Source organism: Lentzea sp. NPDC005914 (assembly GCF_040629405.1).
Taxonomy (GTDB): domain Bacteria; phylum Actinomycetota; class Actinomycetes; order Mycobacteriales; family Pseudonocardiaceae; genus Lentzea.
In genome coordinates this window covers 11,696-38,632 of record NZ_JBEXVQ010000022.1, presented here as the reverse complement: position 1 = coordinate 38,632, position 26,937 = coordinate 11,696, and the positions used below count along the sequence as shown (strand labels likewise).

Below are 26,937 nucleotides of genomic sequence, written 5' to 3'. Positions count from 1 at the left end.
CATCTTGGGGGATGGGGGTGTGAGCGTGCGAGCGCTCGTACTGGGGCCGATCGAAGTCTGGGTCGGCGACAGGCAGGTGAGCCTCGGCGGACCGAAGCCGCGGACACTGCTTGCCGCCTTGCTGTTGCAACCGCGCCAGGTCGTACCGGTGGAGCGGTTGATCGACCTGATCTGGGACGAGTCGCCGCCGCAGACAGCGGGCGCGCTCGTGCACACCTACGTGTCGTCGCTGCGGCGTGCGGTCGGCAAGTCGCTGGTCACCAGGGCGCCGGGCTACCTGCTCGACGTGGACAGCGACGTCGAGCAGTTCAACAAGCACCTGACCACGGCACGGCAGGCGGAACGGGCCGACGACCCGGCCACCGCCATCACGCACTACCAGCACGGGCTCGCGTTGTGGCGCGGTCCGGCGTTGCACGGTGTCGAGTCGGCGTTCGCCCGCGGGCACGCGATGACGCTCGAGGAGTCCAGGCTCAGCGCCGAGGAGGGGCTCGGCCGCTGCGAGCTGGCGCAGAACCGGGTCGAGGACGCCATCGCGCGGCTGTCGTCGCTGGCCAACGCCCACCCGGCGCGTGAGGACACCCGTGAGTTGCTCATGCGCGCCTTCCACCGCGCCGGGCGGCAGGCGGACGCCTTGAACGTCTACCGGGACGCCCGCGAGTACCTGCTCGACGAACTGGGCATCGAGCCGGGCGAGAAGCTGCGGGACCTGCAGACGGCGATCCTCAACGGCACGCTGGAGGTCGCCCCGCACAGGACCGTGGTGGTGGCGCCGCCGGTCGTGACGACGCAGCAGGTCGTGCCGCACCACCTGCCGCCCGACATCAGCGACTTCACCGGCCGCGAGGAGGCGTTGAAGCAGGTCCTCGGCCTCACCGAGGGACAGCAGGAGCGCACCGCGACGCCGACCGTGGTCGTGTCCGGGTTCGGCGGCGCCGGCAAGTCCGCGCTGGCCGTGCACGCCGCGCACCTGTTGCGGAAGTCGTACCCGGACGGGCAGCTGTTCGCGGACCTGCGGGGCGCGGGACGGGACCTGGAGCCGCAGGAGGTGATCGGGCGGTTCCTCGGGCTGCTCGGCATCCCCGGCCAGGACCAGCCCGCCGCACCGGACGAGCGCGTCGAGCTGTACCGGCGCACGGTGTCCGACCGGCGCCTGGTGATCGTGCTCGACAACGCCCGGAGCGAGGCCCAGGTCCGGCCGCTGCTGCCGGGCAACGCGAACTGCTTCGTGATCATCACCAGCCGCAGCAGGCTCACCGGGCTGGAGGGCGCCGAGCCGATCGAGCTGGGGTTCTTCAACTCGGTGATCAGCGAGGAGATGCTCAGCCGGATCGTCGGCCGCGAGCGGATCGGCGCGGAACCCGAAGCGGCGCAACGGATCGCGGAACTGTGCGGCGGTGTGCCCCTGGCGTTGCGAGCGGCCGGGGCGAAGCTGCTGGCGCGGCCGCACTGGCCGTTGAAGACGCTCGCCAAGCGGTTGTCGGACGAACGAAGGCGGCTCGACGAGCTGGAGACGGGCGACCTCGCGATCCGGTCGTCGCTGAAGCTCAACTACTCCGAGCTGGATCCTCGGCACCGCAAGGCTTTCCACCTGCTGTCGCTGCTCGACCTGCCGGACTTCGGTGCGTGGATCGCGGCGCCGTTGCTGGACATCCCGCCGTATGACGCGGAAGACGTGGTCGAGCACCTCGTGGACCTGCGGCTCGTGGACGTCGCGGGGGTGGACCAGATCGGCCGGGTGCGCTACCGGTTCCACGACCTGGTGCAGCTCTTCGGTGCCGAGCAGGCCGCGGGGGAACCCGCGACGGAGGCCGTGACGCGCCTGCTGGAGACGTGGCTCGCGTTGGTGGAGACCGGCGTGAAGAAGCTGCCGCGCGTGACGCTGGGGCTGCGGCCGAAGCTGCAGACCGAGATCGAGCCGGACCCGCGGCTGGAGGAGGACGTCGAGGAGGATCCGACGGGCTGGCTGCACTCCGAGACCGCTGCGGTGGTGCGTGCCGTCGAACGTGCCCACGACCTCGGTGTCGACGAGCTCACCACGACCGTGATCACCTCGCTGCTCTCGTCGCCTTTCGCGGCACGCAACGAGTTCGGCAACTGGCAGCGCACGCACGAGGTCGCGCTGCGGTCGGCACGGGAACGCGGCAACCGGCGGGCGGAGGCCGTGTTGCTGGCAGGGCTCGGGCAGTTGCGGTACGAGCAGGACGACTTCGCGGCGGCGCTCACGAGCTTCCAGCAGGCGGCGGAGATCGCGGCCGAGATCGACGAACCCGAGACCCTCGCCGTCGCGTGCGTCGGCATGGGCACCGTCTACCGCGACCTGGCCGAGTTCGAACGGGCCCGCGAGCTGCTCGACAAGGCGATCGCTTTGGGGGACGACGGGGTGGTCGCGGCGGCCAGCTACGGCGTCGGCGCGATCCATCGCGATCACGGTGACCTGGCGGAGGCGACCGTGGCGTTCGAGCGGTGCGTGGAGCTCTACCAGGCGCAGGACGACAAGCGCGGCGAGGCGTTGGCGTTGCGTGCCTTGAGCTTGTGCCACCGGGCGGCGCGAGATTTCGCTCAGGCCGTTGTACTGAGCCGGGAAGCCGAACAGATCCTGCGGGAGGCCGGGGACGAGCTCGGTGCCACGTACGCGGCTCAGTCGCTGGCGAAGGCATCGCTGCGGGCGGGGGAACTGGAGGGCGTCGACGACCTTCTGGCCGAGTGCCTGGAGGTCTGCACACGTCAGCACGACCGGTTCGGCGTCGCACTGATCACCCGGACGCTCGGCGAGGTGGCGCTGGCTCAGGGCCGTGACGACGAAGCCGCTGCGCTGCTCGAGGACGCGCTGGGGCAGTGGACCGAGCTGGGGCTGCCGATCTGGCAGGCCCGCACGATGCGCGATCTCGCCGCCGCCACCGCGAACGAGGAGATGTGGTTGCAGGCCAAGGAGTTGTTCAGCCGGCTCGGCGCACGTGAGGCGGGCGAGCTGGACGGGCTGAGCGCCACCGAATGGCGCTCAGCCCTCTAGCAACTACGACAGGCGCGGGGCGTCCACCGCCCAGTACCAGTTGTTGCCGGCGTTGAAGAGGCGCCAGGACACGCGAGCCGTGCGGGCACCCGACGGGACGGCCACGTTCAGCGAGATCTGCTGGGCGAGGCCGTCCGCGTTGTGGGTCTTGACGATCTGCGCGGGACCGCCGTCGAACGACATGCTGACGGTGCCGGTCTGCGAACCCTCCTGCAGGTAGTGCGATCCGTACTCGAGACGAACGCTCGGCTTGCCCGCGACGTCGTAGGCGGGCGAGGTCATCGTCGAGTCGAACTTGCCGGTCGATGACGGTGAACCCTTGTCGTCCCACTCGTCGGGGTCCGCGACGGCGAAGACGCCACGCGCGCGCACATTCGCCTCACGCGACTGCGAAGGCGCGGTGCGGGTCCAGAAGTCGTCGGTGGTGAACGACCAGCCCTGCCACTCCGCTACACCCTGCGGCATCGACGACGCCGTGGTCACCGTCCAGCCCGCCGGACCCTGGTGCGTCCAGCCCAGAACACTCGAAGGCACACCGGTTTCGTCCTGCCGCGGCTTCAGCGTCACCGAGTCGAACGCGTCGACCGGCGCGCTGCCGAGCGCGTAGCCGTCCAGGGAAGCCGCGACGCCGAGGTGCTTCAAAGCAGAAGCGGCGACATCGACCAGCTTCGGTGCCACGGCCGGGCGAGCCGCTCCAGTGGAGATCACGAACGTCATCCGCTCCTCCGGCGAGTCACCGCCGTGCCCGCCCGCCGCCGTGTGGCCGTGGTCGGTGGTGAGCATGATCAGCCAGTCCTCGGACGCGTAGGACGCCCGCGACTCGACGGCGGCGACGAGACGGCCGATCTGCGCGTCGTTGGTGCGCATCGCGGCGGCGTACTGAGAGGAGTCGGCGCCGTTGTTGTGGCCCGCGATGTCGATCTGACCGAGGTAGACGAACGAGGCGTCCGCGGCGTTCGTGCGAAGGTGCTGCTCGGCGTCGGCCGTGATCTTCTCGTCCGAACCGGGGTAGCCCGCGGTGTCGCCGTCCAGCACGTACTTGCGGTCCTGCCCGCCCCGCAGGATCTGGTCGCTGATCGGCTTCCAGTCCACCGCCGCGTACGTCGACAGGGCGGGGTTCGCGGTGTTGGCCCGCTCCAGCCAGCTCGGGTACGACGCGACGGCGTTGCCGGAGAAGGAGTTGTCCTTGACCTTGTGCTTGTCCGGCCACACCCCGGTGAGGATCGTGGACCAGCCGGGGCCGCTGGAGGTCTGGGCCATGCCCGACCCGTACAGCGCGCTGCGGGCACCGTAACCGCGGTTCAGCAACGCGTGGATGTGGGGCGTGTCGGCGGCCAGCAGCTTGTCGTAGCGGGCGCCGTCGAGACCGATCACCAGCACCTTCGGCGTCTTCGCGGGTTCCGCGACGGCTGCGGGAGTGATCAGCAGCAGGGGCAGCAGTAACGCAAGAGCAGCTCTTGTCATGACAAGCACACTTGCGTTCTGCAACCGTCTTCAGCAACGGGTTGGATCTTTAGTTCACCCGGGCTTCGGCAGTTGTCAGTACAAGTTCACGAGCGCGCCGTCACCTGCACGTCCCGCGCGGTCAGTTCGGCGCCGCAGTCGGTGCACTCGACCTTCGCCCGCACGCCGCCGCCGCAGTCGCGGTGGTGCAGGTGGAACGACTCCTCCTCTTCGGGGGCCATCCACCTCTCGCCCCACGTGCGCAGCGCCATCAGCACGGGGTAGAGGTCGCGACCCTTGTCCGTGAGGCGGTACTCGTGCCGTGTGCGTCCGTCTTCCTGATAGGGCACGCGCTTGAGCACGCCCTCCTGCAGCAGCACGTTGAGGCGGTCTGTCAGCACGCTGCGCGAGATCTCCATCGTCGTCTGGAAGTCCTCGAACCGGCGCGTCCCCAGGAAGATCTGGCGGAGCAGCAGCAGCGTCCAGCGCTCGCCCAGCAGTGCCGCGGGGCGGCTCAGGGTGCAGGGCATGCTGGCGAAACTCGCGTACGACATGAACCCAGTTTATCCCTTGCGTTCGTTTTTCGAACTCAGCTACAGTTCGGATTCCGAACCCAGGGGGTCGATCCTCATGCGCGTCACCGAGCTCAACCGCGACACCGCTCCGGAAGCTGTCGACGCGGTGTTCGAAGGACTGTCTGCCCGAAGCCGCTACCTGCGGTTTCACTCCCCGACGCCCCGTCTGACCGCGTCCGCCCGCCGCGTGCTGACCGACGTGGACGGCGAGCGGCACGCGGCCGTGTGCGCCCGGATCGGCGGCGCCCCGATCGGCATCGCCCGGTTGATCAAGACCGGCGAGTGCGGTGCGGAGATCGCGGTCGCCGTCGTCGACCTGTGGCAACGCCGGGGGGTGGGCAGGCGTCTGCTGGAAGAGCTGACCACGATCGCGGCCCGCATCGGCGTCGCGCAGCTGCACGGCACGATGCTGCCGGACAACGCCGGCATGCTCGCCCTGGTGCGCAAGGTCCTGCCCGGCGTGCGTCTGACCAGGGAGATCGACACGATCGAGCTGAGCTACCCGCTCGCGTGGGTGACCGCGGAGATCACGGATGCTGATCTTATAGACAGCTTGCAGGGGATTTAGAGGTCGTCCTCCGACGATGGCCCTGTGACCACCGCACGTGCCGCCGGCCGCCTGATCAGCCGCTCCGAGATCGTGGAGCGCGCCTGTTCGTGGCTGCGCGACTCGGTTGCCTACAGCCAGACGAAGTTCCACCAGAACGAGCACGGCATCTACCGCGCCGACTGTTCGGGGTTCGTGTCGATGGCGTGGGGATTGCCCGGCGTACCGGAGGTCCGGCACGGCGGCTTGGACACGCGCGGCCTGGTCCTCGTGAGCAGCCTGATCCCGCCAGAGGAGCTCAAGGCGGGCGACGTGATCATCCGCGCGAACGGCACCAACCAGACCAGGCACGTCGTGATCTTCGCGGCGTGGGCCGAGGAACCCGGCCGGTACTGGGCGTACGAGCAGGCGGGTGGTCACCGCACCCGCCTGCGCTCAGTCCTCTACCCGTACGAGGCCGGGGCCGAGCAGTACGCGCCGCGCCGCTACGTCAGCGTTCGCGAACAGTGAACGAGTAGTCGCCGGTCTTGCCGCTCTCCGACCAGATGACGATCTGCGTCTTGCCGTTCTCGCCCTCGTGCTTGGGGTTCCAGCAGACGTAGTGCGGCGTGTAGGTCTTGGCCTCGTCCTCCGCGGACTCGGCGGAGAACCCGAGCTGGATGTCCTCGCACGGCTTGCCGTCCTCGATCTCCACACTGGACGCGTCGAACGTGTGGACGTCGACCCGGCCCGGCACGTCGAGCCTGCCCTTGACCTCGCCCGGCTTGGACTGGAACGCGTGCTTCTTCAGCGTCACCAGGCGGAAGCCGTACTTGCCGGGTGTGCCCTCGTGGCCGGAGACGACGAGCTTGTGCCTGCCGGGCGCGGTGACGCCGAACTGGTTCGGGCCGGGCAGGCCGTTGCCCTTCTGGTTCGCGCCGCTCTCCTCGGCGGTGGCGACCTTGAAGTCGACCTCGCCCTCGACGTCGACGAGCTCGAACTCCGCGGCGTCGCCCAGGTCGATGTCGTAGGTGTCCTGCTCGTCGGCGTTCGCGATGTCGCCGGAACGGGAGTCGCCGTCCTTCACGTCACCTGTCGCGTTGGCCTGCTTGTTCGGCTGCTCTTTCGGTACCGGGTTCTGGGCCGGCAGGTTCGCCGTGCTGCATCCCGCGAGTACTGCGACGAGCGCGGCGATGATCGTGATTCTCACTGTTCTCCCTCGTGCACGGTCCAGCCCGACCGGTTCGGGACCAGGACCCTCAAAGCGGTGCTCGTGTCCTCGAAGTGGCGCAGCAGCTCCGGCGTCAACGCGGAGACTTCGCTGGTCTCGCAGCGCAGATCGTGCGGCACGTGGCGATCGAAGAGCGACTGTTGTTCCACATAGGCCAGTGGACGGGCCTGATCGACCAAAGGCCTTGCCTTCACCCGCAACGGCCTGGCATAAGACGCCCCGATCACGGGGTCGCCCATGAACGCCGGGACCACCGCGAGCACCCGGCGCCCGACCAGATCGCCTGGAACGAACCGTTCCGGCGGTGCCGTGACGTAGGCGGCCAGCCCGGCGAACTCGCGCCCCCTCCGCGCGAGTTCGCCGAGCACCCCAGTGCGGCAGGCGCGTCCGCGAGCCGGTACAGCAGCACGCCGCCGTAGACCTTGCGGTCCACCGGGTGCAGCCGCAGCGTGACGCTCGTGATCACGCCCTCCGGCTCCTCGGTGGTGACCAGCCGTCCGTCCGCCGTGACGCACTCGGCGCGGACCAGGTTGTCCCTGGTCGTCCCGTGCAACGGCGTCAGCCAGCCCCGTGCCCTCCCCAGCACGGCGCCCACCACCGAGGTGTACGACAACCGCGGGCCCGGTGTGGCCAGCCCGTGTGCCTGCGTCGCGGCGTCCAGCTCCGCCCAGGTCGCCCCCGCCTGGACCTCGGCGGTCCGGCCGCGGATCGTGATCCCCTTCAACGCGGTCAGGTCCACCGCCAGCTCGCCGGCGCCCGGCCGCCTGCTCGTCGTGACACGGAGCCGTTGCCGCGCCGCGAACCGCACGGTCGCCGAGATGTCGTGTGGTGTGGCCACACGCACCTCGGTGACCCCGGCGCCCGGCGTCCGCACGGTCCCCCTGACCGCCGTGCACAACGTCGTGATGTCCATGGCCTGAAGCGTGGCGACCCGGCGTTTCACGGACGTCTCACCGGTGGGATGCTGACCTTGTGCCAACCCTCGCGGTACGCCTTCTCGGGCCCGTTGACGTGCGCGTTTCCGATGTCACGATCACGCTGGACAGGCCGCTGGAACGCGCGCTGGTCGCACGTCTGGCTCTGGCACGCGGTGTCGCCGTGTCCGACGAGCGCCTCGCCCGCGACCTCTGGGGCGATGTCGACCTGGCCCGGCCGCGCGAGCGTTTGCGGGTGCTGGCGTCACGGCTGCGGGCGAACCTCGGGGACGCCGCCACGGCCCTGTCCCGGACCGGCGCGGGGTACGTGCTCGACGCCTCGCCGTCCGATGTGGTCGCTGCCGAGGCCGCGCTGTCCGACGGCTCGCGAGAGGCCATCACCCAGGCTCTGGCGTTGTGGCGTGGCGACTCGTTGGCCGACTTGCGCGCGGTGCCGTTCGGTTTCGCCGAAGGGGAGCGCCTCGACGCTCTGCGCGTGGATCTGCGAGTCGCGTTGCTGGCCGTGTCGCTCGACGCCGGTGCGGGGATCGAGCTGCGGGCCGAGCTGGAGGAACTGGCCGGCGAGCACCCGTTGCACGAGCGGCTGAGCTGCATGCTGGCGCTGTCGTTGTACCGGGGTGGGCGGCAGGCCGACGCGCTGGCCGTGCTGTCGCGGTTGCGGACGCGGCTTTCGGACGAGCTGGGGGTGGATCCGGCTCCGGAGACCGTGTCGATGGAGCTGCAGATCCTGCGCCAGGAGGCACTCGGTGGCGCGCCGCGTCGCCGGCTGCCCGCCGCCGGCACGACCTTCCTGGGCCGGGACGCGGATCGGGCGGCGGTGGCCGAACGGTTGTCGGTGACCCGGCTCGTGACGCTGACCGGCGTCGCGGGGAGTGGCAAGACCCGGTTGGCGCTGGAGGTCGCGCGCGTTCTCGAACGGCCGGTGGTGTGGCTGGATCTCACGGCGGTGCGTGCCGAGGACGAGATCCTGCCCGCGCTGATCGCCGAGGCCGGTGAGGACTACCTGGCCGAGCTGGAAGGCGCGGTGCTCGTCGTCGACAACGCCGAGCACGTGCTGCCGGCCGCGTCCGCCGTGGTCTCGGAGTTGTTGTCCCACACGGGAAAGCTGTCGATTCTCGCCACCTCGCAACGTCCCCTGCTCGTCGAGGGCGAGGAGGTCCGGCACGTCGGGGCACTGCCTTCGGCGGCCGCCGCGCTGTTGTTCTGCGATCGCAGCGGTGCCGAACCTTCCGCCGAGGTCGACGCCATCTGTGCCGCCGTCGATCACCTGCCGCTGGGTGTCGAGCTGGCCGCCGGTCTCACGCGCACGTTGTCCGTCCCGCAGCTCGCCCGCCGTCTCGACGACCGGTTGCGGTTGCTCGTCGGCGGCCTGCGGGGGAGCCGTCAGCGCCACAGCAGCCTGCGCGCGGCTCTGGACTGGAGCCACGAACTGCTGGATGACGTCCAACAGGCCGTGCTGCGTCGTGCGGGCGTGTTCCTGGGCGGCTGGACTCTCGAGGCCGCGGAGGACGTCCTCGCGTTCGACGGCCTGGACGTCGCCGACGTCGCCGCCACGCTGACCGAGCTGGCCGATCGGAACCTGATCTCCGTGTCCGAGGGCCCGCGGTTCCGGATGCTCGAGACCGTCCGCCACTACGCCCTAGACAAGCTGCGTGCCGAGGACGAGGTCGTGCGCGCCCGGCACCTCGCGTGGTGCTCCGGTTTCGTGGCGGCGCGTGACGTGCGTGCGGATGCCGCGGCCGTGATGGGCGAGCTGTACGCCGAGTGGCCGAACCTGTTGTGCGCGCTGGAGTCCGCCGCCGGCACTCCGCGGGCCGGCGATGGTCTGCGCCTGGCCGTGGCGATGCAGGACGCCTGGATGGTGCGCGGCCTGGTCGTGCAGGCGGCCCGCGTCTACGAGGATCTGATCGACGCACCGGTGCCTGACGACGTCCGTGCGCTTGCTCTGTGCAACTACGGCTTCTTCTGCACGCAGATCGGTCGTCTGTCGCTGGCCACGTTGTTGCTCGACCGTGCCGCGCCTCTGGCCGTGGACGACGACATGCTGACGATCCGCGTTCTCTACTACCGGGCCATCACGGAGATTCAGCGTGGCCGCCCGGCCCAAGCCGTCTCGTGGGCGGAACGCGGCTACGCCGTTGCCGAACGCATCGAGCACACCACCTACATCTCGGCCTTGGGCTGTGCTCTCGCCATCGCGCAGATGTACGCGGGCGACCTTGACGGGTCGTTGCGCAACCACCTGGCCGCGAACGCCCTCGACCGCTCGCTCAGCGATGAACACGGCCTGGCCCGCGGTCTGGTGAACGAGAGCATGACGCTCTTGTCCGGCGGCGACTCCGCTGGAGCCCTGGCGCGTGCCGACGAGGCCGAGGCGCTGTCCGAACGGCTCGGGGACGCGATCGGCGCCACCCACGTGGGCATGATCAGGGCCAGGGCCGCTCTGCTGGCCGACCGGTTCGACGAGGCCGCCGACCGGCTGCGGACGGTGCTGGGCCACGCCGAGGCAGGAGCCGACACCGGTCTACTCCGAGTAGACCTCGCCTACGCGTTGGTGCGTCTGGGTGACCTGACCGAGGCCGCTGAGGAGCTGGCACTGGCCGCCTCGGTGAGCGATGAGCAGGACCTCACGTGGCTCGCTGTGCAACCGGTGTCGGCAATCTTGGCCGCGCAGGAAGGCGATCTCGCCCGCGCGGGCGAGATCGCGGCGGCCGCACGGGCGGAGTTCGCTGCCCGAGGGTTCGGCTGGCCCTTCACCGTTGACCGGCTGGAAGCCGTCGAAGGGGCTTGACCGGCCCGCTCACCACCGGCAACCGGTCCGCAACCGCGAGTTCAAGATCGTCACCCGACTGGGCAGTGCGGCGGAACTAGGGACGTTCGACTGGACCAAAACTTCACATCGTCTTGCTACGGTGGCCCGCATGAAGTCGTGGGGGATGTTGGCGGTCGCCGCGGCGGCGATCACGTTCGGCTCGACGCTGGCCATGCCTGACGTCGCGGTCGCTGCTGAGGGCGGGGTGGCCTGCGGAACGTACGCGGCCAACTCCAAGATCACCCGGAGCGAGATCCTGGCGCGCTCGCGCACGTGGATCAGCGCCCGCGTGCCCTACAGCCAGAGCGACTGCTTCGGCAACAAGTACGGCGCCTACCGGACCGACTGCTCGGGCTTCGTCTCCATGGCGTGGGGCCTGCGCATCTCCTACACGACCCACATCCTCGAGCAGGTCGCGCACCGCATCGACTGGGAGGACCTCCGTCCCGGCGACGCGCTCAACGACCGCGAGAACCACGTCGCGCTGTTCATCGGCTGGGCCGACGCGGCCAAGACGCGCCCGATCGTGCGGGAGCAGGCCGGTCCGGACGGCGCCCGCCCGGTTCAGCGGGTCTGGTCCGCGAGCACGGCCAAGCAGTACGTGCCGCTGCGCTACAACGGCGTGGTCGACGCCAACGGCAGCAGCAGCACCACGACCAGCGACACCCCGGTGACGGACAAGCCCGTCATCAACGCCGGCCCGCAGATCTCCAACACCGGCCAGCAGCAGCTGGAGATCTACGCGCGCGCCGCGGACGGCACGATCATCACGAACTTCCACAAGACGAGCCGCTGGAACGGCTGGCAGCAGCTCGGGCCGGAGCTCTTCGCCGGTGACCCGGTCGCGCTGATGAACCCGGAGACGAAGATCGTCGAGGTGTTCGCGCGCGGCTCGGACGACAAGATCTACCGCCGCGTCGACGGCAAGTGGGTCGCCTTGGGCGACACGGCCGTCGCCGGTGAGCCCGTGCTGTCGTGGAACGACAAGAGCAAGGCCGTCGAGGTCCTGGCCCGCGGCGCGGACGGCGTGCTGCTGCGCTTCACGGACAAGTGGGCGCCGCTGGGCGACCGCAAGATCGAGGGCAACCCGGCCGTCGCCGACAAGGACGTCTACGCGCGTTCGGCCGACGGCAAGCTCGTCAAGTGGGACGGCGAGAAGTGGCAGGACCAGGGCGACACGAAGATCGTGAGCGACCCGAGCGTCGCCGTCGACCAGGTCTTCGTGCGCACCGCGTCCGGCAGCGTCGAGCAGTACGCGGCGGGCGTGTGGAAGTCGCTGGGCGGCAAGGGCACCGGCGCGCCGTCGGCGGTGTTCAACTCGACCACCGGCTCGATCGACGTCGTGCAGCTGGGCGAGGGCGGCATCGTCGAACACGCCCGTGCCACCGCCAACGGCTTCACCACGTGGGCCAAGCTCGGCACCACCAAGATGTCCGAGGCGCCGAACGCGATGTACCACGCGCAGACCAAGACGATCGAGGTCTTCGCGCGGACCGACGACGGCAAGCTCGTTCGCCGCTTCTACAAGGAGAAGGCGGGCTGGAGCCAGTGGGCGCTGCTGAGCGACCGCGGCATCAGCTGACCTGACACACGCGAAAGGGCCGCGACTCGTCGGAGTCGCGGCCCTTTCGCGTGGCTGTCACGGCGTCAGCACTGGATCAGCAGGTCCTTGATGGCCGCCTCGCCCTTGGCCCGGTCGTCGGCCACCGCCGCCGAGGTCAGCGCCTTCGCCGCTTCCCTGCACTTCTGCGAGCTCACCGCGTCGGCCTCGGCCTTCTTCTGCGCGGCCTCCGCCTGCTTCTGCAGGTCTGCGGCGCGCGTGGCGTCTTCCCTGGTCTCCTTGACCTTCCTGGTGAGGTCGGAGATCTCGCGGTCCTTGCCCTCGATCTGCTTGGACAGCTCGACGGAGTGGTCCTTCTCCTGAACGAGAAGGATGCCGAACGCCCCGGCCGCGCCGAACAGCAGCACGAGGACCACCGAGAGCACGACGACGCCGGTCCGCTTCGGCTTCGGCGCGACAGGAGCCGGTACGAACGGCTGCTGCGGCGTCGGTGCGAACGCGGGTGGCGTGTACACCTCGAACTCCGGCCCGGCAGGCGGAACCTCGGTGGTCGCGGGTTGGTGCGCGTCGAAAACAGGATTGGTCATGATTCCCCCCCCAGAAAATTGCCCCCTGCGCCTATCATCGCCTGGCCGTCAAAGCCGTTACGTGAGGCGTCCCACAGCGTCGATCACCCGGTCGAAGAACCGGTCCACGTCCAGCCCGACGGCCACCCGCGCGTTCGGCTTCCTGCCCAGCCGCCCGTGCAGATCGACGACGGTCGCGCCGCGCGTGAGCGTTCCCGCGGTCTCGACACCCACGAACGCCTCGACGCACGTCACCAGCGTCGGGTCGATCACCCGTGCCACCGCCACCGGGTCGTGCAACGGCGGCGCCTCGAACCCGAACACCTCGCGGTAGGTCGCCGCGAAGAACGTCATCAGGTCGCCGCAGATCTGGCCGAGCGGCCCCAAAGCGTTCAGCCGCGCCACGACTGATGGCGTTACCAGGGCCTGGTGCGTCACGTTCAACCCGATCATCGTGACCGGCACGCCGCTGGAGAACACGATCTGCGCGGCCTCGGGATCGACGTAGATGTTGAACTCCGCGTACGGCGTCGTGTTGCCGCGCTCGGTCGACCCGCCCATCAACACGATCTCGCGCACCGCCGCCGTGCCGTAGCGCTGCAGGTACAAAGCCACGTTCGTCAACGCCCCGGTCGCGACCAAGGTGGCCGGCATGTTCGCGTGCATCACGTCGATCGCGTGATCCTCAACCACGCCAACGGCAATCGCACCGAACGCCGGTCCGTCCATTCCGGACTCGCCGTGGATGTCCTCGGCGACGTACAGCGGCCGCACCAACGGCCGTGCGCACCCGCGTGCGATCGGCACCGAAATTCCGGCAGCCGAGCAGATCCGTCGCGCATTTAGCGTGACCTTGTCCAACGTCTGGTTGGCAGCGACGGTCGTGATCGCGCGCAGGTCGATCTCGGGCGCTCCGGCGGCCAGCAGGATCGCGATCGCGTCGTCGTGGCCGGGGTCGCAGTCGAGCACAACAGGGGTCGGCATGGGCACTTCATACGGGCGGGCGCGGTTCATGTCCATGAAACAGCCGAAAACGTTTTCGCGGAACCCTTGACGAGGTCAGGGCCGGTGCGGCTAGCGTGTGGAAACCGTTTACCGGGGAGGTTGTGATGGCCCGCAGGCGCTATGCCGTGGTCGGCACGGGATCACGGGCCGAGCGGCACATCCACGCCATCGCGGTCGAGCACGCGGACACCTGTCAGCTCGTCGCGTTCGCCGACGTGAACCGCACCCGGATGGACGCCCACAACGACCGGCTCGCTGATCTGGGGGTCGAGCCGGTCCCCACGTATGCCGCTGAAGATTTTCTCCAGATGCTCGACGAGCAACAGGTCGACGTCGTCGTCGTGACCACTGTCGACCGCTACCACGACACGTACATCGTGGAGGCGCTGGACGCCGGCCGCGACGTCGTGACGGAGAAGCCGATGACGACGGACGTGCCGTCGGCGCGCAAGATCCTCGACGCGGTGCACCGCAACGACGGCAACGTCACCGTCACGTTCAACTACCGCTACAACCCCATCCACGAGAAGGTCCGCGAGCTGCTGGCGGACGGCGCTGTCGGTGAGATCGGGTCGGTGCACTTCGAGTGGCTGCTCGACACCCGGCACGGCGCCGACTACTTCCGCCGCTGGCACCGCGACAAGGCCAACTCCGGCGGCCTCATGGTGCACAAGGCCACCCACCACTTCGACCTGCTCAACTGGTGGGTGGGGTCGACTCCGGACACCGTGTACGCGCACGGCCGGTTGTTCTTCTACGGTGACGAGAACGGCAAGCGCCACGGCTACGCGCAAGACGAGCGGTTCGCGTTGAAGTTGGAGCAGAACGAGTGGTTGAAGAAGCTCTACGTCGACGCGCGACACGAGGACGGCTACCGGCGGGACCAGAACCCGTTCGAGCCCGGTGTGTCCATTGAGGACGACATGTCGGTGCTCGTCCGCTATGCCAGTGGCGCGAACCTGACCTACCACCTCACGGCCTACTCGCCGTGGGAGGGCTACCGGCTGATGGTCAACGGCAGCAAGGGACGTCTCGAGCTCGAGGTCTGCGAGAACTCCTGGGTGTCGAGCCAGAACCCGACCGTGCACGGCGTCAACGCCAACCCCGAGGACGGGTGGGCGAAGCTGTCGGTGCAACGGCTGTTCGAGGAACGCGAAGAGATCCCGCTGGAGTACGACAGGGACGGTCACGGTGGTGCCGACCAGCGCATGGTCGACGCGCTCTACGGACCTGAAGGACAACACGACCCGTTGGGACGCAAGGCAACGCACTACGACGGCACCCTCTCGCTGCTGACCGGTTTCGCCGCCAACCGCAGCTTCGAGACCGGGGAACCGGTCCGCGTCGTCGACGTCATCGACCTGCGATAGGGGAGATCTGGTGAAGGCGCACAAGGTTGTGGGCTTGCTGCTCGGTGCCGCGCTGGTGGTGTCGGGTTGCGGTGCCAAAGGCGGCGGCGACGGCCAGCAGGAGATCCGCTTCATCTGGTGGGGCAACGACGACCGCGCCAAGGTGACCAACGAGGCGGTGAAGCTGTTCGAGAGCCGCAACTCGAACATCAAGGTGTCGACGTCGTTCCAGAACTTCCAGAACTACTTCGAGAAGCTCTCCACCGAGATCGCGGGCGGCAACGCGCCGGACGTCATCCAGATGGACTACCGCTACCTCAACGAGTACGCGGGCCGCAACGTGCTGCTCGACCTCTCGCCGTACGTGGGCAAGGAGATCCGCACGGCTGACTGGGACCAGGGCTTCATCGGCAGCGGCAAGCTCAAGGGCAAGCAGGTCGCGCTGCCGTTGGCGCAGAACTCCACCACGATCGTCTACGACCCGAAGCTGTTCGAGGCGGCCGGCGCCAAGACGCCGGAGATCGGCTGGAGCTGGGCTGACTACAAGGAAGCCGCCGGCAAGATCCAGGCGAGCACCGGCGGCAAGATCGCTGGCTCCACGGACTTCGGCGGCACCGAGGACGTCTTCGAGACCTGGCTGCGGCAGCACGGCAAGGCCCTCTACAACGACGACGGCAAGCTCGGATACTCCAAGGACGACCTCAAGGCGTTCTGGCAGCTGTCCAAGGACTTCCGCGACTCGAACGCCACCACGCCCGCCGAACTGGTGACCACGCTGAACGCCGGCGCCGAGCAGACCCCCATGGGCAAGAAGCTCAGCGCGTCCGAGCACAGCTACGACAGCCTCTACGGCGGCTACAACACGGTGCGTCCGAACGAGCTCAAGCTCGGCCCGTATCCCAGTGACAGCAAGGAAGTCCTCGGCTCGTACCGCAAGCCGTCGCAGCTGATCAGCGCGTCGGCCCGCACCAAGAACAAGGACGCGGCGGTCAAGCTGATCGACTTCCTGTTGAACGACCCGGACGCGGGCAAGATCCTCGGCGCGAACCGCGGCCTGCCCGCGAACCTGAAGATCCGCGAGGCGGTGGCGCAGAACCTCAGCGGTGCCAACAAGGTGATCTTCGAGTACCAGAAGTCGGTTGACGCCAAGCTCGGCGATGCACCGGCGGCGCCGCCGAAGGGTGATGGCACGATCTACAAGTTGATGCAGCGCAAGCACGAGGAGGTCGTCTTCGGCAAGAAGACGATCGACCAGGCGTTGGAGGAGTTCTGGCGCGACGCTGAAGAAGCGTTGAAGTAGTGGTGCTCGCCGAGCGGGTCTCTCCCGCACCGGTGAAGTCGGTCGCCGAGGGCGCGCCCCCTCGGCGGCCGGGCAACTCGCAGGGCGTCGCGTACCTGTTCCTGGGGCCGTGGCTGCTCGGCGCGATCGGCCTCACCGTGGCGCCGATGGTCGTGTCGCTGTACCTGTCGTTCACCGACTACGACCTGTTCAACTCGCCGCAGTGGGTCGGCTTCGACAACTACGCGAAGCTCTTCGGTGACGACCCGCGCTACCTGGACTCCGTCGTCGTCACGCTGAAGTACGTCGTGTGGTCGGTGCCGCTGAAGCTCGTGCTCGCGCTGGCCGTCGCGTTGCTGCTGAACTCGTTGCGCGGCAAGGGACAAGCGTTCTTCCGGTCGGCCTTCTACGCGCCCTCGCTGCTGGGCGCGTCGGTCGGGCTCGCGCTGGCGTGGCGGGCGATCTTCGACACCTGGGTCGACACGCCGGACTACGCGTTGATCACCATCGTGCTGCTGTCGGCGTGGCAGTTCGGCGCGCCGATGGTCATCTTCCTGGCCGGGTTGCAGCAGATTCCACGCGACCTGTTCGACGCGGCGGCGGTCGACGGCGCGGGGTGGTGGCGCAGGCTGTGGTCGATCACGCTGCCGATGCTGTCGCCGGTGCTGTTCTTCAACCTCGTGCTGGAGACGATCCACGCGTTCCAGGCGTTCACGCAGGCGTTCGTGGTGAGCGGCGGTCGCGGTGGACCGGCCGACTCGACGTTGTTCTACACGCTCTACCTGTACGAGCGCGGGTTCACGGAGTTCCGCATGGGCTACGCGTCGGCGATGGCGTGGGTGCTGCTGGTGGCGATCGCGGTGATCACCGCAGTGCTGTTCCGGACCTCGCGGTACTGGGTGTTCTACGGAGACGAGCGATGAAGCGGGCTCTCGTGTTCGTGCTGTGCCTGGCCGCGCTGGCGCTGGTGCTGTACCCGATCGTGTGGTTGATCTCGGCGTCGCTGACCCCGGTCGAGGACCTGGTGTCGAACCTGCGCTCGCTGTTCCCAGGGCGCATCACCGCGGATGGGTATCAGGGCGCCTTGGAAGGCGCGGGCGGGGAGCCGTTCTGGACGTTCCTCGGCAACTCCACGATCGTGGCCAGTGGTGCGGTGATCGGCAACGTCGTGTCGTGCTCGCTCGCGGCCTACGCGTTCGCGCGGCTGAGGTTCCGTCTCTCCGGCCCGCTGTTCGCGTTCGCGCTGGTCACGATCATGCTGCCGGCACACGTCACGCTGATCCCGCAGTACGTGGTGTTCCAGCAGTTGGGCATGATCGACACGTTCGTGCCGCTGATCCTGCCGAAGCTGCTGGCGACCGACGCGTTCTTCGTGTTCCTGATGGTGCAGTTCATGCGCGGGATCCCGTACGAGCTGGACGAGGCGGCGAAGATCGACGGGTGCGGGCCGATCCGCAACTACCGGTACGTGGTGCTGCCGTTGTCCCGCCCGGCGATGGTCACGACCGCGATCTTCACGTTCATCTGGACCTGGAACGACTTCTTCTCGCAGCTGATCTACCTGTCGTCGACCGAGAACTACACGATCCCGATGGGGCTGCGGCTGTTCATCGACCAGACGTCGTCGTCCTCGTACGGGCCGATGTTCGCGATGTCGGTGTTGTCGCTCGTGCCGATCGGGCTGTTCTTCCTGGCGTTCCAGCGGTTCCTGGTCGCCGGCGTGGCCACGACGGGACTGAAGGGATGAACCGGCTGGAGGCGTTGGCGGACGCCCTGCTGGTGGGGCTGTTCGTGTTCGTCGCCTCGCTGCCGCTGGTGACCGCGTACTCGGCCTTCGGGGCGGGGTGCGCCGTCCTGAAGGGTGATCTTCCGGTCCGGCGGTTCTGGTCGCTGCTGCGCGTGCAGTGGGCGCCGGGCGTGGTGTTCGCGGTGCTGTGGGCGGTGCTGGTGGTGGACGTGCTGCTCGTGGTCACGGTGTTGCCGGCGCCCTGGTTCGTTCGGGTCGGGGTGCTGCTCGCGTCGGCGTCCATTGGAGCGCTTCTTCTTGATCAAGCACGTCTCGGATGGCGCGGCGCATTGAAATTCGAAGCACCTCGGCCGATGCTGATGGCCGCGTTGGTGGTCGCCGGTGTGCTGGTGTGGGCCCTGCCTCCGCTGGCGCTGGTGATCGCCGGACCCCTGGCGCTGGCTGCGGAGTCCACCCGAGAAGGGTGAGGACGATGCGTGTTGCGCTGGTCGGCGCGCGTGGGCACGGTGCGAGGCACGTGGAGAACCTGCTCCGGCTCGGTCACGACGGAACAGCGACGTTCGTGGGTGTCGTCGACGTCGCCGATGTCGACGTGCCGGTGCCCTCGTACCCGGATCTGCCGTCGCTGGCGGCCGAGCTCCACCCCGAGATCGTGGTGATCTCGTCGCCGCCGTCGACACACCGCGACCTCGTGCTGTCGGCGTTCGCTCTCGGCTGCGACGTGCTGGTGGAGAAGCCGGCACTGCTGTCGGTGGCGGACTTCGACGAGATCACGTCGGCCGCGGCCGAGCGCGGGCTGGTGTGCCAGGTCGGGTTCCAGTCGCAGGGGACCGGGTCGTACCGGCGGCTCTGCTCGTTGATCGGCTCCGGTGCGCTCGGGGACATCTCCGGCATCGGCGCCGCCGGGCGTTGGGTGCGCTCGGACGACTACTACTCGCGGGCGGCGTGGGCGGGGAGGCAGGGTGAGGACGGGACGCTGGTGAACCCGTTCGCGCACGCCCTGCAGAACGCGCTGTTGCTGGCCGACGTAGAAGAACGCACGGACATCGGTATCGAGCTGGAGCTCTTCCGGTGCCGCGACACGATCACTGCGGACGACACGGCCTGTGTGCGCGTCACGGCCGATGGCGCGCCACCTGTGGTGGTCGCCACAACGCTGTGTGCGTCGACATCGTTGCCACCCGTTGTGCTCGTGCACGGCTCGTTGGGACAGGCCGTGTGGTGGTACGACGACGACAGGCTGACCGTGAACGACCACCGCATGGCCGTGTCGCCGTCGGTGGACCTGCTGGAGAACCTCATCCGGCACCGGCAGACCGGCGGGCCCCTGGTCGCTCCGCTGGCGGCCGCGCGGGCGTTCACGTCGGTCGTCGAGGCGTGCGGCAAGGCGGACGTCCCGCTGGTGCCCGCGCGCCGCGTCACCGACCGGGTGGTGCTGGACGGCATCGACGAGGTCGTCGTGCGCGCGGCGGAGAAGATCGCGACTTTCACCGAGCTGGGCTGCGGTTTCGGGCGGTAGTCTGCCGCGCGGGTCCGCCAGTTGGTTCGGGGAGTAGTTGCGTTGGACACCTACATCGACTTGAGGGACGTCCGGCTGACCGGGTACGTCAGCCAGGGCCTCATCGCTCTGGTCGCGATCGCGTCCGTCTGGGGCACGATCGTCGACTGGCGCGGCGGCTCGTCCTCGTGGAGCTTCCTCGCGATCGTCTTAGTCGTGCCCGCGGCCGTGGCGTTCCTGCTGTGGTTCCGCAGCGCCACCCACAACGCCGAGGCGATCGCCCTGCACGGCGTGCGGATGATGCGGCAGATCTGGATGGCCAGCGACCCGGCCCAGCGCGAGGTGCCGTTCGACCAGCGCGTGGCCAGCCCGTTGATCAAGCCATGGCAGTACGCGTTCCTCGCGATGGTGCTGTGTGACGTATTCGAGTCTTTGATGCTCGACACACCCGTCTACCTGGTGTTTTCGACCCTGTCCACGCTGTGCGCGGTCGGCGCCGCCGGGCTCGCGTGCTTCCTGATCCTGCGGATCACGCTCATGCAGCAGCGGTTCGCGGTTCCCCAGCGAAAGCGGCGGTAGACACCGGCCAGAGTTTGGTAGACTCACTCCTCGGTTGCAGTTTTGTGTTCGTGTCATTTCACGCTCGCCAAACTTCAGTTGCGAGCGCTTCTCCTTCTTCGCGGATGGGGTAGGTCGGCTCACGACCAACCACGGAGCGGCCACAAAGTGTGGTCTGCTCTTCAGCATTGAAGGAGCAGTACATGGCAAACGGCACCGTCAAGTGGTTCAACGCCGAAAAGGGCTTCGGCTTCATCGCCCCCGAGGACGGCGGCGCTGACGTCTTCGTCCACTACTCGGCCCTCAACGGCGGCGGCTACCGCAGCCTCGAGGAGAACCAGAAGGTCTCGTTCGACGTCACGCAGGGCCAGAAGGGCCCGCAGGCGACGAACGTCACCGCTCTCTGACGTTGTTTCACATCGCAGGGCCTCCGGACTTCCGGGGGCCCTGCGGTCATTTCCGCTGACCGCGGAGGGGCCTCGCCGGGACTGTGAGCGCCGGCTGGTGGGTGCGCCGGCCGGGTGCCCGAGGGCGCCAGTGACCGCCGCCGCGCAGCTACCGCCACACTGCTGCTGCCGCTACCGCTGTGCCGCCGCCACGGTCGTGCTGCCGCCCCGCCACCGCCCCGCCATCGCCGTGTCACCGCTGCTGCCCGTGCTGCCGTCACCGCCGTGTCACCCCGTCACCGCCCGTGCTGCCGTCACCGCCGTGCTGCTGCCTCCTCCACCGCCGCCACCGCGCCACCACCACGAGCGGTAGCGACCCCACCGCCGCCGTCTCGCCACGCCGCCGCTACCGCTCGTGCTGCTGCCAGCTCGTGCTGCTGCCACCGCGCCACCACCACCGCGCCACCGTGCCGCCGCCGCGCGACCACCACCGCCGTGCCGCCGCCACCTGCCGCCGCCGGCACCGTGCCGCCACGACCCACTACACCCGCTGCCGTTTCGCCACGCCGCCGCTCGTGCTGCCGCCTCCGCCGCCGCGCCGCCGCACCACCACCACGCTGCATGGGTTGGCGACATGGGCGGCTCCCACCTCAGCCCGGCGGAACATGTTGTGATCATTGGCTTTTCGCTAGCCTGACCCGATGCCGTTGCTCGGACCAGCTGATCCGCTGCCGCACGTGCCCCGGCGCATCCTCGTCGCCGGCAACGCCGGATCCGGCAAGTCGACGCTCTGCCTGCGCATCTCGCAGCAGCGCGACCTGCGGCGAGTGGAGCTGGACAGCCTCTACTGGGGTCCGCGGTGGACGCCTCGCCCCGAGTTCCGCGCCGAGGTGGCGGCGTTCGCGCAGGAGGACCACTGGGTCACCGAGTTCCAGTACAAGGAGGTGCGCCGCGACCTGCTCGCCCGCGCGGACACGGTGGTGTGGCTCGATCACCCGTTCGCGACGGTCATGGGACGGCTCGTCGGCCGGACGATCAGACGTCGCGCGGCAGGCGTGGAGTTGTGGAACGGTAACCAGGAACCGTCGCTGTGGTCGGTGTTCACGGACTCCGAGCACATCCTGCGGTGGGGATGGAAGACCTTCCGGCGCAACCGGGGAAGGGTGCTCGCCCTGGTCGACGAGGTCGTGGTCGTGCGGTTGTGCGGGCAGGGGCAGGTGGAGCGGTGGCTGGCCGGGCCGCTGGCCTCGGTCGGGGAGGAGCGTGCTCGGTGAGGACGGCGCTGGTGCTCGGCGGGACCGGGATGTTGGCCGGATGCGCGCAACGGCTGGTCGAACGCGGGTGGCAGGTCTTCCTGCCGTCGCGGACCCAGCCCCTGATGGCCGACGACGGTCCCGGACGGGCGGCGCGGGCGTCGCTGCCGCGCGGGCATCGGCCGACGTGGGTCAGGGCCGACTGGGCCAAGCCTGCCGAGCTGGCGAACGAGGTCGAGTACGAGCTGCAGGGCCGGCCGGTGAACCTGCTGGTCGCGTGGGTGCACGACAACTATCGCGCGGGCGTCTTGCGGGCCGTGCAGTCTCTTCTGGCCGAGGGCGCGCCGGTGGTGGAGGTGCACACATCCGTGCCGGTGCCGGACCCGGTGCTGCCGAACCCGACGCAGCAGGTGTTGCTCGGTCACTTCGCACACGACGCCGCGCAGCGCACGAGCCGTGCCGTGCTGGAGGCCGTCGAACGGGCGTTGGAAGGGCGGGCGCCCTCGCTGCACCACGAGGACGCCCGCTGACCGCTACTTGACGACCTTCGTGCGGCCGATCTCGGCCTGCACCTTGATGCCCGCGGCCACGTCCACGAGCTGGCGGACCACCACGTCCTCGTTGCGGATGTCGGCGATCTTCTGCTTGGTCTTGGTGGTGAACTCGAACTTCGGGACCTTCGGCGAGTCGATCTCGGCGACCTTCTGGAAGTCCTTGCTGAAGTCCACGACCACCGTCGTGCCGTCGAGGACCTGCAGTTGGTAGTCCTCGGGCTTGGCGGACGCGAAGCCCTTCTTGAACTGGCCGGTGACCTTGATGCCGTCGGTCGTCTCCTCGAAGTCGAGGCTGCCGTCGGCGGGGGAGAACAAGGCTTCCTTGAAGTCGGCGCTGGCCGTGACGGGCTCGGTGGCGAGCGCGGGGGTCGTCGTGAGGGCGGCGAACGCGAGGAGCGCGACGAGGGCACTTAGCGGTTTCGACATGCCTTCGTTCGTACCGGCGGCCATTTAGCCCCGCACGACCAAACACATCGCTCGATCGGGCGTTGAGGTTGTACGCTGCGCGCCAGCGTCGGGGGGACGTGCGCATTTCCTGGGGGGAAATCGTGAGTGTGGGGCCTGTGCGCGGCGTGGGGCTCGTGGTGGCCGTCTTGGTCGGCTGCGCGGCGGCGGCCGAGGTCGTCGCCGCGGCGTGGACGAGCAGGGCCCGGCCATGGCGCCCGGAACTCCTGCTGATCATCGCGTGGTACCTGTGCTACCTCGCCTCGTACCTGACCCCGGCCGTCCCCCTGTCCACGATCTCCGCGGCGCTGGGCGTCGCGGCGGCCGTGTTCACCGCGCGGATGATCCGGAAGCAGAACCTCGTGCAGAAAATCGAACCAAGTCACCTGGGGGAATCATGAACACCGAACCGTTCAGACCTGTCCGCGGCATCGGCATCGCCGCGTCCGTCCTCATCGGACTGCAAGCCCTCCTCGCCATCGCGGACGCGATCGCCTCGCAGCAGACCGCCGACGTCGTGCAGGCGTACGCCGACGGCAACGCCACGATGGAGGACGCACGCGCGGTCGACACCTTCGCGCTGTGGGTGGCCATTCCGACCATGCTCGTGACCATCGCATCCGGCGTGACGTTCATCGTGTGGATCTACCGGTCGCGGCGCAACGCCGAGCGCGTCACCTACGGCGTGGAGCACCGCCACGGGCGTGGCTGGGTCATCGGGTCGTGGATCACGCCGATCGTGGGCTGGTGGTACCCGTTGCAGATCGTCCAGGACATCTGGCGCTCGTTCGACCCGGCTCAGCAGGACCGTCCGCTGCAGGCTCGCGACAAGAACGGCTTCCTCGCCGGCTGGTGGACGGCGTTCCTGCTGATGTCGTGGGGCGATAGGGCGGTCACGCGGCTCGTGCTGCGCGACACCGACCTGGCCACCATCGCCATCTGGACGTGGGTGACGACGGTGGTGACGGTCATCGCCGCCGCGTTCGCCGTCGTGCTGATCAAGCGCCTGACCGACCTGCAGGACCAGACCCGGCCGCAGGAGTTCAGCGGGCCGGTCCAAGTCCACGTACCAGGTGCATGACCGAGTCCCGCACCTCCGCCCGTGACCGCTCCGGCTGGAACACCTGCCAGTCCAGGGCGATCACGAGCAGCGTTCCGAACAACGCCGCCGACGCGGTGCCGACCTCGACCCCGTCGGGGAGCCGGCCCGCGTCGGACAGGCGCTTCATGTGACCGCGCACGATCGACACGATGTCGTCGCGCAGCAACGAGAGAGTGCCGTGCCACTGGCCCGGCGTGCGCCACAGTTCGGAGACCAGCAGCTGGCCGAACGCCGGGTACTCGGCCCAGAAGCCGAGCATCTCGTCGACCAGGGCCTCCAGCGAGTCGTCGGCGCTCTCGGCGGACCGCAGCCGGCCGGCGAGGATCTCGACACCGTGCCGCAGCAGGGCTTCTACCAGGGCGTCCTTCGAGGCGAAGTTGTAGTAGATCGTGCCCTTGGCGACACCTGCCTCCGCAGCGATCTCGTCGACCGTCACCGACGCGGCGCCCCGTTCGCCGACCAGCTTCAGCGCCGCGTCGAAGAGCTTCTGCTTGGTCGCGGTCGTCCGGGCGCTCACAGGACGAGCTCCGGCTTCAGCTTGGACGCTGTCCACACCCGCTGCTTGTAGGCCGCCACGGACGACAAGGCTAGGGCCCCGACGAGCCACGCGAGAAGGATCAAAGCGTCATGTCCGACGATGCCGAGGTCGCCGCCGTACATCAGATGACGCAGACCGTCGACCGCGTAGCCCATCGGCAGGCCGTAGTGCAGCGGGTACAGCGGCACCGGGATCGTCTGCCACGGGAACGTGCCGCCCGCGCTGACCAGCTGCAGGATCAGCAGGATCAGCCCCAGGAACTTGCCCACGGCACCGAACGCGGCATTCAGCGCGTGCAGGATCGCCACGAACGTCAGCGACATCAGCACGAGGAACCCGAACGTGCCGAAGGGGTTCGACGGCTCGATGTCGACCACGAACCGCACCACCGAGAACATCACGAGCACCTGCACGACGCCCAGCACCGCACCCGGCAGCCAGCCGCCCAACGCCACCCGCAGCCCGGACTGACCAGCGGCCAGCGCACGGCGTGACAACGGGCGCAGCAGCAGGAAGAGCACGAACGCGCCGATCCACGTCGCCAGGCCCAGGAAGAACGGAGCCAGTCCGGCGCCGTAAGTGGCCGCCTTGGTCTGGGACAGGCCCTTCACCGCCACCGGGTCACCGATCGCCTGGGCGATGGCCGCGCGCGTCGGGTCGTCGGCGTTCGGGATCTTGTTCACGCCACCGGACAGGCCGTTGCTCAGCTCCGCCGCACCGGTCGCGAGCTTCGTCGCACCGTCCTTGAGCTGAGGTGTGCCCGTCGCGGCCTTCTGCAGACCGTCGCGGAGTTGCGCGTTGCCGTCGGCGAGCTTCGTCGCGCCGTCGTCGAGCTTGCCGACGCCGGTGACGAGGCCGGGCATCTTGGACGAGAGCTGCTCGGCGCCGTCGGCCACCTGGTCCGCGCCGTTCGCGAGCTTGCGCAGGTCACCCGCGGCGCCCTGCACCTTGCCGTTCGCGTCGTCGACCGGCTTGCGGACCTGGGTGAGCGTGCTCATCACCTGCTGCACCTGGGCCTCGGTGAAACCCAAGGCGCGCAGGTGGTTCGCCACGTCGCCGTTCGCCTGGTCGAGCACCCCGACGAGCGCCTGGGCCTTCTTCGCGTACTCCTCGGCCTGGGTCGCGGCGGTCTCGTTGCCGTTCGCGACCTGGCGCGCGCCGTCGGCGATCTTCTGGGCGCCGGCGGGCAGCTGTGCGGTCTGCGAGCGGAGTTCGTGCGTGCCGTCCCGCAGCTGCGCGGCCCCGTTGGCAGCCGTCACCGCACCGGCGGAGAGCTGCTGGACACCGCTGTCGAGCTCACCGATCTTGTCGCGCAGGGTGGCGCTGCCGTCCGCGAGCTGCTTGGCACCGTCGGCGGCCTTGGTCGTCTCCTCGCGGATCGTGGAGAAGCCCAGCAGCAGCTTGTCGGCGGCCTCGGTGGAGACCTTCGCGGTGACGGCGCGGCGCACCTCGGCGACGACCTGGTTCGCGATCGTGCTGCCCAGGTAGTTGTTGGCGTCGTTGGTGGTCAGCGTCAGCACGCCCTGGCGCGGCTTGTTCTGCTCGGCGGACGTGAGCGCCTCGGAGAAGTCCTCCGGCAGCGTCAGCCCGAAGATGTACTTGCCCTTGCGCACGCCCTCGTCGGCGTCGGCGGGGTCGTCCACGACCTGCCACTTGAACTTGTTGCCCTTGAGCAGCTCGTCCGCGACGTCCTTGCCGGCGTTGAGGTCCTTGGCGCCCTTGTCCTTCACGACCAGCGCGGCCGGGACGTTGTGGAGGTTCGCGTACGGGTCCTTGTTGGCGTAGAGGTACAGCGAGGCATAGAGCAGCGGCACCAGAGCCAGCGCGAGGACCGCGAGCCGGGGCAGCGTGCCGGACGTGATCCGGCGAAGTTCGTTGAAGGCCATGCGAAGGGCGCTCATGCGGGGATCTCCATCTTGGTGTCGTTGTTGTCCTCACCAAGGCGCGCGTGCGGGATGTCGAGGATGTGGGCGGAGGAGTTCGTGCAGAGGGCGACCACGGACCGTTCGGGGGTCACGTAGTCCTGCGCCAAGGCGAACCACTCGCGCGGGTTGGGGTGGTAGCGGTCCGGGCAGTCGAGGATCAGCGTCGTGACGCCCGGACGTTCGGCGGCCAGTTCGAGCATCACCGCGCACCGCGTGTGCGCCGGGACGTGCTCGAAGCGCTTGGACGCGTGCTCGTCGGCGGCGTGCTCGACCAACCAGTCGTGCACCGCCTTCTTGCCGGAGCGCATGCCGTTCATCGCGAGCTCCTCGCCGACGACGGCGGACAGGGTCAGCGAGTCCTCCGGCTCGTTCACCTCGGGGGCGTCGACCAGCACGACCTGCTTGCGCAGGATCTTCGGGTCCGGCGACACCGTGCCGGTGGAGGGCTTCATGCGGCCGGAGAGCAGCAGGGCCAGTGCGGTGTGACCGGTGCCGGGCTCGCCCGCGACCAGCGTGAGCTCGCCGGGCTTCACGGTCAGCGAAGTCGGGCGGAGCAGAGGACCATGTCCCCCGTTGACGCCTGCGCGACTTGCGTGGATCTCCACGTCTTTACCTTCCGTTTAGACTGACCGGTCAG

General features: G+C 69.0%; 29 protein-coding genes. 17 read left to right on the top strand and 12 right to left on the bottom strand.

Going from position 1 to position 26,937, the window contains the following annotated elements; all coding sequences use genetic code 11:
* Positions 1 to 25: 25 nt before the first annotated feature.
* Entirely contained in the window at positions 26 to 3,013 is a 2,988-nt protein-coding gene (locus ABZ345_RS28385; protein ID WP_359855006.1) for a BTAD domain-containing putative transcriptional regulator, read from the top strand.
* Positions 3,014 to 3,016: 3 nt separating this feature from the next.
* Here ABZ345_RS28385 and ABZ345_RS28380 read toward each other — a convergent pair whose 3' ends face one another.
* Together ABZ345_RS28380 and ABZ345_RS28375 are read right to left on the bottom strand one after the other, a co-directional pair.
* A complete protein-coding gene (locus ABZ345_RS28380; RefSeq protein ID WP_359855003.1) occupies positions 3,017 to 4,477 on the bottom strand; it encodes an alkaline phosphatase family protein in 1,461 nt (486 codons plus the stop codon).
* Between the two features lie 86 nt (positions 4,478 to 4,563).
* The gene (locus ABZ345_RS28375; protein ID WP_359855000.1) at positions 4,564 to 5,010 is read right to left on the bottom strand and encodes a helix-turn-helix domain-containing protein; all 447 of its coding nucleotides are present in this window, start codon (positions 5,008 to 5,010) and stop codon (positions 4,564 to 4,566) included.
* A gap of 76 nt (positions 5,011 to 5,086) precedes the next feature.
* Between ABZ345_RS28375 and ABZ345_RS28370 the strand changes: the two genes are divergently transcribed.
* Both ABZ345_RS28370 and ABZ345_RS28365 read left to right on the top strand, forming a co-directional pair.
* A complete protein-coding gene (locus tag ABZ345_RS28370) occupies positions 5,087 to 5,599 on the top strand; it encodes a GNAT family N-acetyltransferase (protein WP_359854997.1) in 513 nt (170 codons plus the stop codon).
* Positions 5,600 to 5,623: 24 nt separating this feature from the next.
* Positions 5,624 to 6,088, top strand: coding sequence for a hypothetical protein (locus tag ABZ345_RS28365; protein ID WP_359854994.1), 465 nt, complete (start codon positions 5,624 to 5,626; stop codon positions 6,086 to 6,088).
* Here ABZ345_RS28365 and ABZ345_RS28360 read toward each other — a convergent pair.
* Genes ABZ345_RS28360 through ABZ345_RS28350 form a run of 3 tightly spaced genes read right to left on the bottom strand, consistent with a single transcriptional unit; the run spans position 6,069 to position 7,701 of the window.
* On the bottom strand, positions 6,069 to 6,767 hold the full coding sequence (locus ABZ345_RS28360) for a hypothetical protein (protein WP_359854991.1): 699 nt from the start codon (positions 6,765 to 6,767) through the stop codon (positions 6,069 to 6,071). The genes ABZ345_RS28365 and ABZ345_RS28360 overlap by 20 nt on opposite strands.
* A complete protein-coding gene (locus tag ABZ345_RS28355) occupies positions 6,764 to 7,027 on the bottom strand; it encodes a hypothetical protein (RefSeq protein WP_359854988.1) in 264 nt (87 codons plus the stop codon). The genes ABZ345_RS28360 and ABZ345_RS28355 overlap by 4 nt, the downstream gene beginning before the upstream one ends.
* Positions 7,012 to 7,701, bottom strand: a complete 690-nt coding sequence (locus ABZ345_RS28350) for an FAD-dependent oxidoreductase (protein WP_359854986.1) — start codon at positions 7,699 to 7,701, stop codon at positions 7,012 to 7,014. The genes ABZ345_RS28355 and ABZ345_RS28350 overlap by 16 nt, the downstream gene beginning before the upstream one ends.
* 59 nt (positions 7,702 to 7,760) lie before the next feature.
* On the opposite strand from ABZ345_RS28350, the gene ABZ345_RS28345 reads away from it, so the two are divergent.
* Positions 7,761 to 10,514 carry a BTAD domain-containing putative transcriptional regulator gene (locus ABZ345_RS28345; protein WP_359854984.1) on the top strand — a complete coding sequence of 918 codons (2,754 nt, stop codon included), beginning with the start codon at positions 7,761 to 7,763 and terminating at the stop codon, positions 10,512 to 10,514.
* A 130-nt stretch (positions 10,515 to 10,644) separates the two neighbouring features.
* On the top strand, positions 10,645 to 12,117 hold the full coding sequence (locus tag ABZ345_RS28340) for a hypothetical protein (RefSeq protein WP_359854981.1): 1,473 nt from the start codon (positions 10,645 to 10,647) through the stop codon (positions 12,115 to 12,117).
* Between the two features lie 65 nt (positions 12,118 to 12,182).
* Here the strand turns inward: ABZ345_RS28340 and ABZ345_RS28335 are convergent, their stop codons facing one another.
* Entirely contained in the window at positions 12,183 to 12,683 is a 501-nt protein-coding gene (locus ABZ345_RS28335; RefSeq protein ID WP_359854978.1) for a hypothetical protein, read from the bottom strand.
* A gap of 57 nt (positions 12,684 to 12,740) precedes the next feature.
* Complete coding sequence (locus ABZ345_RS28330) at positions 12,741 to 13,646, bottom strand: nucleoside hydrolase (RefSeq protein ID WP_359854976.1); 906 nt, start codon at positions 13,644 to 13,646, stop codon at positions 12,741 to 12,743.
* A gap of 125 nt (positions 13,647 to 13,771) precedes the next feature.
* Between ABZ345_RS28330 and ABZ345_RS28325 the strand changes: the two genes are divergently transcribed.
* The 8 genes from ABZ345_RS28325 (at position 13,772) to ABZ345_RS28290 (ending at position 20,505) form a co-directional block, all read left to right on the top strand.
* On the top strand, positions 13,772 to 15,037 hold the full coding sequence (locus tag ABZ345_RS28325; RefSeq protein WP_359854973.1) for a Gfo/Idh/MocA family oxidoreductase: 1,266 nt from the start codon (positions 13,772 to 13,774) through the stop codon (positions 15,035 to 15,037).
* A gap of 10 nt (positions 15,038 to 15,047) precedes the next feature.
* Positions 15,048 to 16,316 carry an extracellular solute-binding protein gene (locus ABZ345_RS28320; RefSeq protein ID WP_359854970.1) on the top strand — a complete coding sequence of 423 codons (1,269 nt, stop codon included), beginning with the start codon at positions 15,048 to 15,050 and terminating at the stop codon, positions 16,314 to 16,316.
* A 32-nt stretch (positions 16,317 to 16,348) separates the two neighbouring features.
* Positions 16,349 to 17,218, top strand: a complete 870-nt coding sequence (locus ABZ345_RS28315) for a sugar ABC transporter permease (RefSeq protein ID WP_359855275.1) — start codon at positions 16,349 to 16,351, stop codon at positions 17,216 to 17,218.
* Positions 17,215 to 18,042, top strand: coding sequence for a carbohydrate ABC transporter permease (locus tag ABZ345_RS28310; RefSeq protein WP_359854967.1), 828 nt, complete (start codon positions 17,215 to 17,217; stop codon positions 18,040 to 18,042). Before ABZ345_RS28315 ends, ABZ345_RS28310 begins: the two co-directional genes overlap by 4 nt.
* Positions 18,039 to 18,509, top strand: coding sequence for a hypothetical protein (locus ABZ345_RS28305; protein ID WP_359854965.1), 471 nt, complete (start codon positions 18,039 to 18,041; stop codon positions 18,507 to 18,509). Before ABZ345_RS28310 ends, ABZ345_RS28305 begins: the two co-directional genes overlap by 4 nt.
* A gap of 5 nt (positions 18,510 to 18,514) precedes the next feature.
* Positions 18,515 to 19,561: a Gfo/Idh/MocA family oxidoreductase gene (locus tag ABZ345_RS28300; protein WP_359854962.1), complete on the top strand. Its 1,047-nt coding sequence runs from the start codon at positions 18,515 to 18,517 to the stop codon at positions 19,559 to 19,561.
* Positions 19,562 to 19,603: 42 nt separating this feature from the next.
* Complete coding sequence (locus ABZ345_RS28295; protein WP_359854959.1) at positions 19,604 to 20,119, top strand: hypothetical protein; 516 nt, start codon at positions 19,604 to 19,606, stop codon at positions 20,117 to 20,119.
* A 182-nt stretch (positions 20,120 to 20,301) separates the two neighbouring features.
* Positions 20,302 to 20,505, top strand: a complete 204-nt coding sequence (locus tag ABZ345_RS28290; protein WP_086665400.1) for a cold-shock protein — start codon at positions 20,302 to 20,304, stop codon at positions 20,503 to 20,505.
* 293 nt (positions 20,506 to 20,798) lie between these two features.
* Here ABZ345_RS28290 and ABZ345_RS28285 read toward each other — a convergent pair whose 3' ends face one another.
* Positions 20,799 to 21,026, bottom strand: a complete 228-nt coding sequence (locus ABZ345_RS28285) for a hypothetical protein (protein WP_359854956.1) — start codon at positions 21,024 to 21,026, stop codon at positions 20,799 to 20,801.
* Between the two features lie 159 nt (positions 21,027 to 21,185).
* On the opposite strand from ABZ345_RS28285, the gene ABZ345_RS28280 reads away from it, so the two are divergent.
* A complete protein-coding gene (locus tag ABZ345_RS28280) occupies positions 21,186 to 21,758 on the top strand; it encodes an AAA family ATPase (RefSeq protein WP_359854954.1) in 573 nt (190 codons plus the stop codon).
* Positions 21,755 to 22,267, top strand: coding sequence for a hypothetical protein (locus ABZ345_RS28275; protein WP_359854951.1), 513 nt, complete (start codon positions 21,755 to 21,757; stop codon positions 22,265 to 22,267). Before ABZ345_RS28280 ends, ABZ345_RS28275 begins: the two co-directional genes overlap by 4 nt.
* A gap of 3 nt (positions 22,268 to 22,270) precedes the next feature.
* Here the strand turns inward: ABZ345_RS28275 and ABZ345_RS28270 are convergent, their stop codons facing one another.
* The gene (locus tag ABZ345_RS28270; protein ID WP_359854948.1) at positions 22,271 to 22,717 is read right to left on the bottom strand and encodes a hypothetical protein; all 447 of its coding nucleotides are present in this window, start codon (positions 22,715 to 22,717) and stop codon (positions 22,271 to 22,273) included.
* Positions 22,718 to 22,839: 122 nt separating this feature from the next.
* On the opposite strand from ABZ345_RS28270, the gene ABZ345_RS28265 reads away from it, so the two are divergent.
* Positions 22,840 to 23,136: a hypothetical protein gene (locus ABZ345_RS28265; protein WP_359854945.1), complete on the top strand. Its 297-nt coding sequence runs from the start codon at positions 22,840 to 22,842 to the stop codon at positions 23,134 to 23,136.
* Positions 23,133 to 23,816, top strand: coding sequence for a DUF4328 domain-containing protein (locus ABZ345_RS28260; RefSeq protein WP_359854943.1), 684 nt, complete (start codon positions 23,133 to 23,135; stop codon positions 23,814 to 23,816). The genes ABZ345_RS28265 and ABZ345_RS28260 overlap by 4 nt, the downstream gene beginning before the upstream one ends.
* On the opposite strand, the gene ABZ345_RS28255 is transcribed toward ABZ345_RS28260, so the two are convergent.
* The 3 genes from ABZ345_RS28255 to ABZ345_RS28245 are packed head-to-tail and all read right to left on the bottom strand — an operon-like array spanning position 23,779 to position 26,905.
* The gene (locus tag ABZ345_RS28255) at positions 23,779 to 24,354 is read right to left on the bottom strand and encodes a TetR/AcrR family transcriptional regulator (RefSeq protein ID WP_359854941.1); all 576 of its coding nucleotides are present in this window, start codon (positions 24,352 to 24,354) and stop codon (positions 23,779 to 23,781) included. The genes ABZ345_RS28260 and ABZ345_RS28255 overlap by 38 nt on opposite strands.
* Complete coding sequence (locus tag ABZ345_RS28250; protein ID WP_359854938.1) at positions 24,351 to 26,276, bottom strand: YhgE/Pip domain-containing protein; 1,926 nt, start codon at positions 26,274 to 26,276, stop codon at positions 24,351 to 24,353. Before ABZ345_RS28250 ends, ABZ345_RS28255 begins: the two co-directional genes overlap by 4 nt.
* Positions 26,273 to 26,905, bottom strand: coding sequence for an ATP-binding cassette domain-containing protein (locus ABZ345_RS28245; protein ID WP_359854937.1), 633 nt, complete (start codon positions 26,903 to 26,905; stop codon positions 26,273 to 26,275). Before ABZ345_RS28245 ends, ABZ345_RS28250 begins: the two co-directional genes overlap by 4 nt.
* Between the last annotated feature and the right edge of the window lie 32 nt (positions 26,906 to 26,937).